Source organism: Mesorhizobium sp. 128a (assembly GCF_053848025.1).
The window spans coordinates 188,521-202,207 of the sequence record NZ_JBSPKY010000003.1; the positions used below are offsets into that span (position 1 = coordinate 188,521).

The 13,687-nt window shown below is 63.8% G+C and carries 15 protein-coding genes; 6 read left to right on the top strand and 9 right to left on the bottom strand.

From position 1 onward, the window contains the following. The first annotated feature begins 123 nt into the window (after positions 1-123). The 3 genes from rpoN (at position 124) to ptsN (ending at position 3,076) form a co-directional block, all read left to right on the top strand. Positions 124-1,650, top strand: coding sequence for an RNA polymerase factor sigma-54 (gene rpoN / locus ACWTU9_RS07190; protein WP_455857700.1), 1,527 nt, complete (start codon positions 124-126; stop codon positions 1,648-1,650). A gap of 294 nt (positions 1,651-1,944) precedes the next feature. Then, positions 1,945-2,529, top strand: coding sequence for a ribosome hibernation-promoting factor, HPF/YfiA family (gene hpf, locus ACWTU9_RS07195; RefSeq protein WP_455857701.1), 585 nt, complete (start codon positions 1,945-1,947; stop codon positions 2,527-2,529). Positions 2,530-2,611: 82 nt separating this feature from the next. Continuing rightward, a complete protein-coding gene (ptsN, locus tag ACWTU9_RS07200; RefSeq protein ID WP_454573438.1) occupies positions 2,612-3,076 on the top strand; it encodes a PTS IIA-like nitrogen regulatory protein PtsN in 465 nt (154 codons plus the stop codon). A 132-nt stretch (positions 3,077-3,208) separates the two neighbouring features. Here the strand turns inward: ptsN and ACWTU9_RS07205 are convergent, their stop codons facing one another. Next, on the bottom strand, positions 3,209-3,466 hold the full coding sequence (locus tag ACWTU9_RS07205; protein ID WP_023683072.1) for a BQ00720 family protein: 258 nt from the start codon (positions 3,464-3,466) through the stop codon (positions 3,209-3,211). A gap of 65 nt (positions 3,467-3,531) precedes the next feature. Then, positions 3,532-3,957 (bottom strand): Hsp20 family protein, encoded by a 426-nt coding sequence (locus ACWTU9_RS07210; RefSeq protein WP_023669741.1) that lies wholly within the window; start codon positions 3,955-3,957, stop codon positions 3,532-3,534. Between the two features lie 144 nt (positions 3,958-4,101). On the opposite strand from ACWTU9_RS07210, the gene ACWTU9_RS07215 reads away from it, so the two are divergent. Continuing rightward, complete coding sequence (locus tag ACWTU9_RS07215) at positions 4,102-5,043, top strand: nucleoside hydrolase (protein WP_455857702.1); 942 nt, start codon at positions 4,102-4,104, stop codon at positions 5,041-5,043. A gap of 153 nt (positions 5,044-5,196) precedes the next feature. Here the strand turns inward: ACWTU9_RS07215 and ACWTU9_RS07220 are convergent, their stop codons facing one another. From ACWTU9_RS07220 to ACWTU9_RS07235, 4 genes are all read right to left on the bottom strand, one after another. Further along, entirely contained in the window at positions 5,197-5,811 is a 615-nt protein-coding gene (locus ACWTU9_RS07220) for a LysE family translocator (protein ID WP_454573440.1), read from the bottom strand. Positions 5,812-5,936: 125 nt separating this feature from the next. After that, complete coding sequence (locus ACWTU9_RS07225; protein WP_455857703.1) at positions 5,937-7,388, bottom strand: amidase; 1,452 nt, start codon at positions 7,386-7,388, stop codon at positions 5,937-5,939. A 5-nt stretch (positions 7,389-7,393) separates the two neighbouring features. Then, positions 7,394-8,302 (bottom strand): ribokinase, encoded by a 909-nt coding sequence (locus tag ACWTU9_RS07230; RefSeq protein ID WP_455857704.1) that lies wholly within the window; start codon positions 8,300-8,302, stop codon positions 7,394-7,396. A gap of 152 nt (positions 8,303-8,454) precedes the next feature. Next, positions 8,455-9,360 carry a methylated-DNA--[protein]-cysteine S-methyltransferase gene (locus ACWTU9_RS07235; protein ID WP_455857705.1) on the bottom strand — a complete coding sequence of 302 codons (906 nt, stop codon included), beginning with the start codon at positions 9,358-9,360 and terminating at the stop codon, positions 8,455-8,457. Between the two features lie 163 nt (positions 9,361-9,523). Here ACWTU9_RS07235 and ACWTU9_RS07240 point away from each other — a divergent pair, with 163 nt between their 5' ends. After that, entirely contained in the window at positions 9,524-10,339 is an 816-nt protein-coding gene (locus tag ACWTU9_RS07240) for a class I SAM-dependent methyltransferase (RefSeq protein WP_455857706.1), read from the top strand. A gap of 10 nt (positions 10,340-10,349) precedes the next feature. Here ACWTU9_RS07240 and ACWTU9_RS07245 read toward each other — a convergent pair whose 3' ends face one another. After that, a complete protein-coding gene (locus tag ACWTU9_RS07245) occupies positions 10,350-10,844 on the bottom strand; it encodes a DUF2244 domain-containing protein (RefSeq protein WP_455857707.1) in 495 nt (164 codons plus the stop codon). A gap of 22 nt (positions 10,845-10,866) precedes the next feature. Here ACWTU9_RS07245 and nth point away from each other — a divergent pair, with 22 nt between their 5' ends. Continuing rightward, a complete protein-coding gene (gene nth, locus ACWTU9_RS07250) occupies positions 10,867-11,667 on the top strand; it encodes an endonuclease III (RefSeq protein ID WP_455857708.1) in 801 nt (266 codons plus the stop codon). Here the strand turns inward: nth and ACWTU9_RS07255 are convergent. Both ACWTU9_RS07255 and ACWTU9_RS07260 read right to left on the bottom strand, forming a co-directional pair. Then, positions 11,664-13,172: a tripartite tricarboxylate transporter permease gene (locus tag ACWTU9_RS07255; RefSeq protein ID WP_455857709.1), complete on the bottom strand. Its 1,509-nt coding sequence runs from the start codon at positions 13,170-13,172 to the stop codon at positions 11,664-11,666. The two genes, nth and ACWTU9_RS07255, sit on opposite strands and share 4 nt — an antisense overlap. A gap of 9 nt (positions 13,173-13,181) precedes the next feature. Then, positions 13,182-13,643, bottom strand: a complete 462-nt coding sequence (locus ACWTU9_RS07260; RefSeq protein ID WP_455857710.1) for a tripartite tricarboxylate transporter TctB family protein — start codon at positions 13,641-13,643, stop codon at positions 13,182-13,184. Positions 13,644-13,687 lie beyond the last annotated feature (44 nt).

The following is a 13,687-nucleotide window of genomic DNA, read 5'->3' on the forward strand; positions in this document are numbered from 1 at the left end:
TGCCGCCATTCGCCTTGACAAGCAAAAGCTGGGCCAGTTTCTATGAAGGGTCGGAAAAATTCATTTTCCGGCAGCTTCTGATGTGTAGGCTTCCGGGTACAGAAGGGCGTTTGAAACCGAACCATGGCGCTGGCGGCGAAATTACAGCTACGACAATCCCAGTCGCTGGTGATGACGCCGCAGCTGATGCAGTCGATCAGGCTGCTGCAACTCACCCATATCGAGCTCGACCACTTCATCGACGACGAGATCGAGCGCAATCCGTTGTTGGAGCGCGCCGAGCCCCAGGAAGATGCGGCAAGCGATCAGGTGCAGAAGGGCGACACCGCGCCTGAGCCTGCCGCCGAGGGCGACTGGTTCGAGAGCGAGACGGTGTGGAGCGCCGAAGCGATCTCGGACAAGCTCGACAGCTCGCTGGAAAACCTGTTTCCCGATGATCCCGGCACCAGCGAGCGGCTCGGTCCCGACCTGACGGCGCAGTGGAAGTCGGCCACCGGCAATGGTTCGTCCGGCTCGTCCGAAGGCTTCGACGTCGGCGACATGGCTGCCGCGGCAATCACGCTCCGCCAGCATGTCGGCGAGCAGATCGCGCTTGCCTTTGCCGATCCGGCCGCAAGGCTGATTGCCGGCGAACTGGCCGATGGCCTGGACGAGGCCGGTTATCTGCGTGCTGACCCTGTCGAGATCGCGAAACGGCTGGGCGCCGATCAGGCCATGGTGGCCAAGGTGCTGGTGGCCTGCCAGACATTCGAGCCGGTCGGCCTGTTTGCGCGCGACCTTGCCGAGTGCCTGTCGCTGCAGCTTGCCGCGCGCGATCGCCTCGATCCGGCGATGAAGACGCTCGTCGGCAACCTGGAACTCCTGGCGCGGCGCGATTTCCAGACACTGAAACGGCTTTGCGGGGTCGACGAGGAGGATCTCCTCGACATGCTGGCCGAAATCCGCGCGCTCGACCCGCGCCCGGGCACGGCATTTTCGGGCGGCACCAGCGACGCCATCGTCGCCGATGTCGAGGTGCGCGCGGCCAATGACGGCAGCTGGACGGTCGAGCTCAATGCCGAGACGCTGCCGCGGGTTCTGGTCGACCACATCTATTTCGCCCAGGTCTCGCCGCAGGCCAAGAGCCAGGCGGAGAAGGACTTCCTGGCCGAATGTCTGCAGAACGCCAACTGGCTGACGCGCAGCCTCGACCAGCGGGCAAAGACAATCCTGAAAGTGGCGTCGGAAATCGTGCGCCAGCAGGACGCTTTTCTCGTTCATGGCGTGCGTCACCTCAGGCCGCTCAACCTGCGCACGGTGGCCGATGCCATCGGCATGCACGAATCGACCGTCAGCCGGGTGACGGCCAACAAATACATGCTGACGCCGCGCGGCGTGTTCGAGCTGCGCTATTTCTTCACCGCCTCGATCGCGGCGTCGGGCGGCGGCGACGCGCATTCCTCGGAAGCAGTGCGCGACCGCATCAAGCAGCTGATCGACGAGGAAAAGCCCGCCGACGTGCTTTCCGATGACGCCATCGTCGACATGTTGAAGGAAAGCGGCGTCGATATTGCCAGACGCACCGTGGCCAAATACCGCGAAGGCATGAACATTCCCTCGTCGGTGCAGCGGCGGCGTGAAAAGCGCGCTTTGGCCAGCGCCGGGCGCTAGTTCTGCTTGCCCGGCAGGGCTTTTGCTATGGCTGGATTTCCACAACTCCAGACCTTCATTGACAAGCTGCAATGAAGTGTCTAGAAGCCCGCCCGCATGAGACGGGCTTCTAGACCCGCATGCGGATGGTCCGTCACGATGAAGGCCACGGGACGGCCAAGAAGGCGGATTGTGATCAACCGGAAAGTTCGGATCTAAAATCGGCGCGAGTTGACGCCGCAAAGCTTGTGCGCACGGATCACGAGTATAAACTCTGGCCAGTTTGAAGCCTGAGCAAGGAAGGTCAGTTTTCAGATGAAGCTGCGCATATCGGGAAAGCACATGGATATCGGCGATGCGTTTCGTACGCGCATCACCGATCGTGTCGGCGAGGCGATCGGCAAATATTTCGATCGCGGTTTTTCAGGGCACGTCACCGTCATCAAATCGGGGTCGCGCTATTCGGCCGATTGCATGATCAGGCTGGATTCCGGCGCTTCGCTGCAGGCGACCGGCGACGCCCAGGATCCAACGCTTGCCTTCGAGGCGGCTGCGGATCGCCTCGAAACCCGGCTTCGGCGCTACAAGCGCCGTCTGAAATCGCACAATTCAGGCAATGGAAATGGCGACATCACCGACATCGCCTATACGGTGATGGCGCCGCTAGCCGACGACGACGAGGAGATTCCGGAGGATTTCGCCCCGGCCATCGTCGCCGAATCAACCATGACGCTGCAGACCATGTCGGTGGCGTCGGCAGTCATCGAGCTCGACACCAAGGAGAGCCCGGTCTTCGTCTTCCGCAACGCCGGAAACGACCACCTCAACATCGTCTATCGGCGGCCGGACGGAAATATCGGCTGGATCGACCCGTCCACGACCAAAGTCGCACGGGCGTGACGACAATGGTCGCACAGAGATAATAGCCAGCCGCGCGAGGGGCGAGGACTGGCGACGGCAGGCGAATAAGGGATTTTCAAGCATGGATCTGAGCGATCTTATCAACGTTCCGGCGATCTTGCCGGCGTTGAAGGCGAACTCCAAAAAGCAGCTTCTGCAATTGCTGTCCGAGAGAGCGGCGGCGATTTCCGGCATTCCGGAGCGCGAAGTGTTTGACACCATCCTGCAACGCGAACGGCTGGGTTCCACCGGCGTTGGCAACGGTATCGCCATTCCGCACGGCAAGCTCGCCGGGGTCAATCGCATCGCCGGCGTCTTTGCCCGCCTGGAGACGCCGGTCGATTTCGAGGCGCTGGACGACCAGCCGGTCGATCTGGTGTTCTTGCTGCTGGCCCCGGAAGGCGCCGGCGCCGATCACCTCAAGGCGCTGTCGCGCATCGCCCGGGTGTTGCGCGACGCCGACACGGTGGCGAAGATCCGAGGCACGCGCGATGCGGTCGCCATCCACGCGCTGTTGTCGGACACGCAGGCTTCGCACGCAGCCTGAAGTTTTATGGATTAAGCTTCCAGGGGCCGCCAAAGGCGGCCCTTTGCATTTCCGATCCTGACAGTCGCCTATTTCTATCGGTCGACCATGATCTTGCCCGAAAACCGGTTCCCACTTTTCGGGATCATGGTTTTAGTGGATGGCGACAGTCGTCAGGTCGTTTTCCATGGCGCCGGCCAAAGCCCGGTCCTTGGCGTCTGAAAGCAGGATCGGCTGGCCGTTGGCGGCAAACAAGGCCCACAGGACCATGCCGGGCGCGATTTCGCCGAGATTGGGGAAACGTCCCAGCAGTTCGTCGCTCGAGACCTTGCGCAGGTAAGCGACCGAGCCTTCGCCGAGATGGGCGAATTCGCCGCTGGTCATGGTGATGGTTTCGTCAGTTCTGGTCATTTCAAAGCCTCCTTGGCGCGAGGACGCCGCTCAAGGCCATCCCGCATGAGAGCCATCGGTAAAGATCAGTCTTTCACCGATATATTTATTTTCCGTACCAGCCGTTCGGTATCAGGCCGATCGAGATCGATCGACAAAAGGCCGTTCTTCAGTTCCGCTGCGATCACCCGCATGCCGTCGGCCAGCACGAAACAGCGCTGGAACTGGCGCGCGGCGATGCCGCGGTGGAGGAATTCGCGCTCGGTGTCGTCGGTCTGACGGCCGCGCACGACCAGCTGGTTTTCCTCCGTGGTGACATCGAGATCGCTTTCGGCGAATCCCGCTACAGCGAGCGTAATGCGCAGCCTTTCGGCCTTGCCGTCGGCACCGCTGAGGCGCTCGATGTTGTAGGGAGGATAGCTGTCACCGGATTTCGCCAATCGTTCCAGCGTCTTTTCCATGGCATCGAAACCCAGGAGAAGCGGGCTGGAGAAGGGCGTCATTCGGCTCATGTTACACTGTCCTCTTTGGAGCGACATAAACTGGAAAAACCCGGATGGCATTTTTCCCGATGGTCTTGATATGGTCCGCGCCGCGGCCAAGTTCAAGCCGCCGAACACCCCCGCCAAAAAGACTCCCCCGCACAAGGAAATGAAATGCCCCAGACCCGCAAGATCATCATCGACACGGATCCCGGCCAGGATGATGCCGTCGCCATATTGCTGGCGCTCGGCAGCGCCGAGCTGGAGATCGTCGGCATCTCCGCTGTTGCCGGCAACGTGCCGCTGAAATTGACCGAAAAGAACGCCAGAAAAATCTGCGAACTGGCCGGTCGGCCCGAGATCAAGGTCTATGCCGGCGCCATCCGCCCGCTGGCGCGCGAACTCGTCACCGCCGAGGAAGTGCATGGCAAGACCGGCCTCAACGGCCCGCAACTGCCCGATCCGAAGATGAAACTGCAGGGCCAGTATGCAGTCGATTTCATCGTCGAGACGCTGATGAAGGAAGAGGCCGGCACGATCACGCTGTGCGCCCTCGGTCCGCTCACCAATGTCGCGCTGGCGCTGATCCGCGAACCGAAGATCGCACCGCGCATCAAGGAAATCGTGCTGATGGGCGGCGGTTTCTTCGAGGGCGGCAATGTCACCCCGACCGCAGAGTTCAACATCTATGTCGACCCGCAGGCCGCCGACCTGGTGTTCAAATCGGGCATTCCGATCGTCATGATGCCGCTCGACGTCACCCACAAGGCGCTGACCACGGCCAAGCGCACGCAGGCCATCCGCAAGCTCGGCACCAGGGTCGGCACCGCCACGGCCGAGATGCTGGAATTCTTCGAACGCTTCGACGAGGAGAAATACGGCACCGATGGCGGACCGCTGCACGACCCGTGCGTCATCGCCTATCTGTTGAAGCCGGAGCTGTTCAGGGGCCGCAACTGCAACGTCACCGTCGAAACGGCTTCCGAGCTCACCATGGGCATGACCGTGATCGACTGGTGGGGCGTGACCAAGCGGCCGAAGAACGCCATGGTGATGCGCGACATCGACCATGAGGCCTTTTTCGCGCTCCTGACGGAGAGGTTGGCGCGGCTTTGAACGTTTCCTTCTCCCGCTCACGGGGAGAAGGTGCCGGCAGGCGGATGAGGGGCGGCGCGAACGTAGATACTTCGTCTGCACCCTCAGCGCTGCCCCTCACCCGGTCGCTGCGCGACCACCCTCTCCCCGTAAGCGGGGCGAGGGAAGAGGTTGTTACTTCGCCTTCGAAAACGCCAGCCACAGGCCGCCGCCGACCAAAAAGCTGCCGCTGATCCTGGACATCAGCTTGATGCGGCTGGCTGAGAGCAGGCGTCCGGCGCGGCTGGCGGCGAGCGCATAGGTCGAGTCCGAGACGGCGGCGAAGATCATGGCGGTGAAGCCCATGACGACGATCTGCAGCGTGTAATTGCCCTGCGGGGCGATGAACTGCGGGAAGAAGGCGCCGAAGAACACCAGCGTCTTCGGGTTGCTCAGCGCCACAGCCAAGCCCTGCAGGAAGAAGCCGCCGCGCGGCTTTCTCGCCGTGCCGTCGGCGTTCAGCGTGCCCCTGGAGCGGAACATCTGCACGCCCATCCAGATGAGATAGGCGGCGCCGATCAGGCGCACCCATTCGAACCAGTGGCCCATGCCCGCGATCAGCGTGTTGAGGCCAATGCCGACGATGGCGATCATCACGGCAAGCCCGGCCTGGGTGCCGGCGACATTGGCAAGTCCGGCGCGCGCGCCGTGCCGAATGCTGTTGGCGATGATCAGCGTCACCGTCGGACCGGGCACCAGGATGATGACGATGCAAGCAAGGACATAGGCGGCGTAGAGTTCCAGCGACATTGGGATTCCTCGGGGATTTCCTCAGGCAGAATGCGCCTCGTACGGCGCGTCAGGTGCTGATCAATGCACGCCAGCGACTCTGGTGCAAGCCGTCAGGACAGGTCGCCTTCGGTCGCGAATTGACGTCAGCTCGCTCCGACCTGCCACGGCAGAGCCGCCTCATAGGCCGCACCCGTGCGCAGCACCGCAAGGTCGCCGCGAGGCCGCCCGATCAGTTGCATGCCCATCGGCCGCCCCTTGTCGTCGAAGCCGACCGGCACGTTGAGCGCCGGACAGCCACCGAGCGTGGCAAAGGCCGATACCTGCATCCAGCGGTGGTAGCTGTCCATGGCGCGCCCGGCGACCTCACGCGGCCAGTGGATGCCGACTTCGAAAGGAAACACCTGTGCCGTCGGCAGTGCGATGAGGTCGAAGCGGTCGAACAGCGCCAGCAACGTCCGGTGCCAGGACGTACGGACGACCGAGGCCGCGCGGATTTGCGGCGCCGTCAGCCGCATGGCGTTCTCTACCTCCCACACGGCTTCCGGCTTCAGCAGGCCGCGCTTGTACGGATCGTCATAGTGAACTTTGAGTGCCGAGCCGCTGCTTGCCTGGCGGAGGGTCACGAAGGCCTGCCACAGCGCTTCGAAATCGACATCCGGCAACAAGGGCTCGGTCACGAAGGATGCCTCGGCGAAGCGCCCGAGTGCAAATTCGCATAGATCGAGGATGCCTGTTTCAACCGGCAGATGGCCGCCGAGATCGCCGAGCCAGCCGATGCGGCCGCCGGTTGCCGGCGTGGTCAACCCTTCGAGGAACGGGCCGGGCTTCTCCCAGGACAGTGGCGCCTGCGGATGGTAGCCCGCCTGAACATCGAGCAGCAGCGCCATGTCGCCGATGCTGCGGCCCATCGGCCCGTCGACGCCCATCTGGGCATGAAAGACCTCGACGTCGGGTCCGCCGGGGACAAGGCCCTGCGACGGGCGGAAGCCATAGACATTGTTCCAGGCAGCCGGATTGCGCAGCGAACCGCCGAAATCGCTGCCGTCGGCGACAGGAACCAGGTCCAGCGCAAGGGCGACCGCGGCACCGCCGCTCGAGCCGCCGGCGGTCAGCGCCGGATCGAAAGCGTTCAACGTCGGGCCGAACACGTCGTTGTAGGTGTTGGATCCCAGTCCGAATTCGGGAACGTTGGTCTTGCCGATGATGATGGCGCCGGCATTGCGGATGCGCTCGACGAAGAAATCGTCCTCCTGCGGCACGAAATCGGCAAAGATCGGCGAACCGAAACTGGTCCTCAAGCCGTTGGTCATGGCGAGGTCCTTTATCGCTATCGGCAGGCCGAACAGCGAGCCGGCCGGCTTGCCCCGAGCCAGATGCGCGTCCGCCGCGTCGGCCTCACGCAAAATGTCGGCGCGCTGGCGCAACGAGACGATGGCGTTGACCAGCGGATTCACCGCGTCGATACGGTCGAGGAATGCCGCGACCACCTCGCGCGCGGACAGGCGACGCAGTCTGATTGCCTCGGCAAGGTCGATGGCGGACAGGCGGCAGATGTCGCCGGCCGGCGGCACGTCGTGCTTCGTGGCGGGGCGCATGGCCGTCAACCGGCGTTGTTTCGCAGGGCGGCATCGACATCCGCAGCCAGAGGAATCGCCGGCTGGGCGCCGGGCTTCAGGCAGGCGAGCGAACCGGCAGCTGCGGCGCGGGTGAGAGCCTGTTCGAGCGGCAGGTTGGACGCCAGCCCGGCAGCGAGATAGCCGCAAAACGTGTCGCCTGCGCCGACCGTGTCGACCGGCGTGATCTTCAGCGCCGGCACGGTCAGGAAATCGTCCGGCGTCGCCGCCAGCACGCCATCGCCGCCGAGCGTGACGACGATGGTGCGGCCGGTCTTGCCGGCGAAGTCGCGCATGCGCGCCGGGCGGTCGCGCCCTTTCAGCGACAGCGCCTCGCCGTAAAGGTCGAATTCGGTTTCGTTGGCGACGGCGTAGTCGGCTTTGCCGAGAAAGGCAGCGGCCTCGGCGCGGAAGGGCGCGGTGTTGAGCACGGTGACCGCACCGGCGGCGCGCGCGGCGTCAAGAGCGGCTTCGACAGTCTGCAGCGGGATTTCGTGCTGCAGCAGGACGACGTCGCCCTTCGCAAGGAAAGCCTTGGCGAGATCGCCGGGCAGCACTGAATCATTGGCGCCTGGCACCACGGCGATCACGTTCTCGCCGTCGGCGCCGACCAGGATCAGCGCCGTGCCGGTGGAAGCGAAGCTCTGGCCGACGCCGGAGAGATCGACCATGCCGGCCACAAGCAGGGCGAGCGCCTCGGTGGCGAAGTTGTCCTTGCCGACGGCGCCGACGATGCGCACCTTGGCGCCGGCGCGCGCCGCGGCCAGCGCCTGGTTGGCGCCCTTGCCGCCGGGCGCGGTGGTGAAGCCGGAGCCGCGGACCGTTTCACCCGGCGAAGGCAAGCGGTCGACATTGGCGATGAGGTCGAGGTTGATCGAGCCGACAACGATGATCAAGAAAATGCCTCCTGCGGAATGCGCGGGAAGCTAACCTGTAAGCCGGCGGCTTGCCAGAGCAGGCAGAATTTTTGCGCGATTTCCGAGGGCTCGCAGAAAAGAAAAACACCGGCGAAGGGTTTTCGCCGGTGTTGTTTGCGCGGGGTGCTTCATCAGGAGGCGGTCTGGCCCGCTTCCCAGCCGAGGATGGCGCGCTTGCGTGTCAGGCCCCAATGATAGCCGGTCAGCGCGCCGGACTTGCCGATTGCCCGGTGGCAAGGCACGACGAAGGACAACGGGTTGGCGCCGACTGCCGCACCCACCGCCCGGCTTGCCTTCGGTGCACCGATGCCGGCGGCGATCGAGGAATAGGTGCAGGCCCTGCCCATCGGGATCCTCAGCAGCGCATCCCAGACGCGCAGCTGGAAGTCGGTGCCGATCATCACCACGCGCAGCGGCTGGTCGGCGCGCCACAGCGTCGGATCGAAAATGCGCGCGGCATAGAGCCGAGTGGCGCTCATATCCTCGACATAGGTCGCGTTCGGCCAGCGGCCCGACATGTCGGCGAAGGCAGCCCGTTCGCCGCCGGGATCGCTGAAGGCCAGCCCCGCAAGACCGCGGTCGGTGACCATGATCAGCGCGATGCCGAAGGGCGAGATGTGGTAGCCGTAGCGGATGGTCAGCCCGGCGCCGCGGGTCTTGTAGTCGCCCGGCGACATCGCCTCGTGGGTGACGAACAGATCGTGCAGCCGGCCGGGGCCGGACATGCCGAGCTCGAACGACGTTTCGAGCAGCGGCATGCCGGAATCGAGCAGCTTGCGCACATGGTCGAGCGTGACCGCCTGCAGGAAGGCCTTGGGTGACAGGCCGGCCCAGCGGGTGAAGAGTTTCTGCAGCCCGGTCGGCGTCTCGCCGACATCGGCGGCCAGAGCTTCCAGCGACGGCTGATCGCGATAGTCGAGGCTGATCTTCTCGATGGCGCGCCGCACGACCTCATAGTCGCTGCCTCCAGGAGTGATGTCGTGCTGCAGGATCGCTGTCGGTTCCATCTGCGTATTCATGGTCATCTGGGCGTTCATGGCAATATCTCCTTGACCGCGAATATCGGTCTTCCCGCCCTTTGCAACCACCCGAAACTTGCCTTGTTGCGGCTTAAACCCAGATAGAAGCTGGCCCAGATAGACACTGGCCGAGATAGACACTGGCCGAGATAGACACTGGATTGCGAACCGGGAGATGCCGATGGCCGGCGAAAAGGTGAATCTGACCGGGGCAAGGGAAACCTTGCTGATGACGCTCTACGGCAAGGCGCTGGAGAGCCGGCAGCCCAATTCGCTGCTCAGAGACCGTTTCGCGGATGATGCTGTGCGCAAGATCGACTATGATTTTTCGCGGCTCAAGGTCGACACCAATCTGGGCATCGGGCTGGCGATCCGGGCGAAAACGTACGACGTCCGCGTGCAGGACTTCATCGCCAGGAATCCCGGCGCCATCGTGCTGCATCTCGGCTGCGGGCTCGACACGCGCATCTTCCGTGTCGATCCGCCAGACGGCGTGGAGTGGTTCGACGTCGACTTCCCGGATGTCATCGCGATCAGACGCAAGCTCTACCCGTCCCGGGAGCACTACCACCTGGTCGGCTCTTCGGTGACCGATCCGGACTGGCTCGCTGAGGTGCCCCGCAACCGCCCGGCCGTGGTGGTGATGGAAGGACTGACGCCCTATCTCCCGGCAGAGGAGGGGCCACGCCTGTTGGCGCGCCTTGTCTCGCATCTCTCCGGCGGCGAGTTGATGTTCGACGCCTACAGCCGCTTCGGCCTGAAGATGTTGCGTCTCAACCCGACCATCAGGGCGACGGGGGCCGAGGTCCACTGGGCGATCGACGATCCGCACGAACTGGAGCGCGCTGTTCCGAAGCTGCGTTTTGTCGACGATATCTCGGCCTACAGCGCTGAACGCACAGCTCACATGGGCTGGTTTTCAAAGCTGTTCATCGCGCTCTGGAGAAACATTCCTGCATTGCGCAAGGTCGGCAGGATTCTGCGCTTTCGGTTCTGAGGCGCCAGCTCTAGCGCATCCTGGCTTTCGTCAGCGCCCGCGAAAAAGCCGTAGCAAAACTCTCGCGAGAGTCGGGGTCCAGGAATGACCCGATCGGCACATTCTGCCCCTGTGCCTCCACCACCATTTTGGTGATGCCGATCTCGGCATGGCGGGCGACGGAAAAGCGCGCCCAGAACGGATTGAAGCGGTGCGCTTCCGACTTGCCCGAGGGTGCGGTCTTGCGGATGTCGAGGCTGGTGCGCGACACCGAGACTTCCTCGCGGGCGCGAGCTGCGCGGTAGTTGGCGCGGAAGGCGATGTAGACGGCGATCACGTCGAGGCCGAAGAAGCCGAACACCGGCCAGGCGCCGCGCGACAGGAAGAATGCGCCTGTCACCGCCCAGCCGAACAGCAGCGTGCTCATCAGGATCAGGAAGCCCGTCTTGCCCAGCGACCGGTGTGGGGTCAGCAATGCGTGAAAGAAGGGCTCGTCAGCCTGAAACGAGGCGTTTGTGTCGCTCATGCGGGGATATTATAGGAAGGGAATGGCGACCCCCAAGTCCAAAAATCTTCCGCTACCCAAAAGTGAACTCCTGCCCGGCCGGCGCGATGGCTCGAACGCCAAGCCGCGGCCACGGCCGGCCCGCTCGCTCTACAGCGCAGCTGAAGTGCATGAGATCTTCCGGCGGTTTTCGGTGCAGCGGCCCGAGCCGAAGGGCGAACTCGAGCACGTCAACGCGTTTACGCTGCTGGTGGCGGTGGTGCTGTCGGCGCAGGCCACCGACGCCGGCGTCAACAAGGCGACGCGGGCGCTGTTCAAGGTCGCCGACACGCCTGAAAAAATGCTGGCGCTGGGCGAGGCCAAGGTCGGCGAGTACATCAAAACCATCGGGCTCTGGCGCAACAAGGCCAAGAATGTCATTGCGCTGTCCGAAGCGCTGATCCGCGACCATGGTGGCGAGGTGCCCGGTGAACGCGACGAACTGGTCAAGCTGCCGGGGGTCGGGCGCAAGACCGCCAATGTCGTGCTCAACATGGCCTTTGGCCAGCATACGATGGCGGTCGACACCCACATTTTCCGCCTCGGCAACCGGCTCGGCCTGGCGCCCGGCAAAACGCCGGAGCAGGTCGAGCAAGGGCTGCTGAGGACTATTCCCGACGAATATATGCGCCATGCGCATCACTGGCTGATCCTGCATGGCCGCTATGTCTGCAAGGCGCGCAAGCCGGACTGCTCGGCCTGCGTCATCGCCGATATCTGCAAGGCGGCGGAGAAGACGACAGACGTGCCGGCGCCGCTGGTGGAAATCGCGACGCTCGGCCCCTCCGACGCCCCGGATAACTAGTTCTCCTCCACGAACACCTCTTCGCGCTTCTTCTTGACCGACGGCAGGAAGACGACGACGAGCACGGCCAGCGCAACGAGCAGCAGGCCGGCGCTGATCGGCCGTGTCACGAAGGTCGAGGGGTCGCCGCGCGACAGGATCATGGCGCGGCGCAGGTTTTCCTCGAGCAGCGGGCCGAGCACGAAGCCGAGCAGCAGCGGAGCGGGTTCGCAACGCAGCTTGGTCAGGACGTAGCCGAGCAGGCCGAAGAAGGCGACGGCATGCAGATCGAAGGCGTTGGTGTTGACGCTGTAGACGCCGATAGAGCAGAACGCCATGATGATCGGGAAGAGCACATAGTAGGGGATCGTCAGGAGCTTCACCCACAGCCCGATCAGCGGCAGGTTGAGCACGATCAGCATCAGATTGCCGATCCACATCGAGGCGATGATGCCCCAGAACAGCGCCGGTTGTTCGGTCGCGACATTGGGACCGGGCACGATGCCCTGGATGATCATGGCGCCGATCATCAGCGCCATAACCGGATTGGCCGGAATGCCAAGCGTCAGCATCGGGATGAAAGAGGTCTGGGCGCCGGCATTGTTGGCCGATTCCGGTCCAGCGACGCCGGCGATGGCGCCCTTGCCGAATTCTCCGGGATTTTTCGACACACGCTTCTCGACTGTATAGGAGGCAAAGGCGGCAAGCACCGCTCCGCCGCCAGGCAGGATGCCGAGCGCCGAGCCGATGATGGTGCCGCGCACGATGGGCGCGGCCATGCGCTTGAAGTCGTCGCGGGTAGGCATCAGTCCGGAGACCTTTTTGATCATCACCGAGCGCTCATGCTCGTTTTCGAGGTTGCGCAGGATCTCGGCGACGCCGAAGACGCCGACCGCCACCGCGACGAAGTTCAGCCCGTCGGCATATTCGCGGATGCCGAGCGTGAAGCGCGGCGTGCCGGTGTAGATGTCGGTGCCGACAATGCCGAGCAGCAGGCCGAGCACGACCATCGCCAGCGCCTTGACGATCGAGCCATGGGCGAGCGCGATGGACGAGACGAGGCCGACGATCATCAGCGAAAAATACTCCGCCGCTCCGAATTGCAGCGCTATCGCCGTCAGCGGCGGAGCAAAGACGGCGACCAGGAAGGTCGACACCGTGCCGGCGAAGAACGAGCCGATCGCGGCGATCGCCAGTGCCGCCCCGGCGCGGCCGTTGCGGGCCATCTGGTAGCCGTCTATGGCGGTTACGGCCGAGGAGGATTCGCCGGGCATGTTGATGAGAATGGCGGTGGTCGAGCCGCCATACTGGGCGCCGTAATAGATGCCGGCAAGCATGATCAGCGAGGAGACCGGGTCGCCGATCTGGAAGGTGATCGGCAACAGCATGGCGATGGTAGCGGTGGCGCCGATGCCGGGTAGGACGCCGATCAGCGTGCCGAGCAGGACGCCGATCAGGCAGAAGCCGAGATTTGCCGGCGTTGTGGCCGTCGAAAAGCCGAGTTCGAGGTTTTTGAGAAGGTCCATCCCGTCACCTCACAATGGCAGCCAGGGGCCGAAGCGCTGGAACGGCAGCCCGAGCGCGTAGCTGAAGACCAGCACCGAAAACAGTGTCAGGCCGGCCGACAGCACAAGTGCGGTCAGCGGCTTCATGCGCCCGCTGGCAAAGGCGGCGATCAGCGACGTCAGGAAGATCGACGGGACGAAGCCGAGGCCGCGCACCGTCAGGCCGAAGAAGATCGGCGCCGGCAGGATGAAGAACATGCCGCGCCAGGCAATCGGGCCGATCGGCTCGCCCTCGACGCGCACCGCCTGGACGAGGATGATGGCGCCAAGCACGATCAGCACGATTGCCAGCACCAGCGGGAAATAACCCGGTCCCATGCGGAAGGCGGTGCCGATCTCAAGTCCGAGAGATTGTATTGCGAAAAAGGCGCCGAAAAAGATGAACAGCGCGGCGCACAGGCCGTTTGTCCTGTCGATAGCGAAAGGTTTCATGACGGTCCTCCCAAACCCTCGCGGCGGGCCTGCCGCTGCAAATG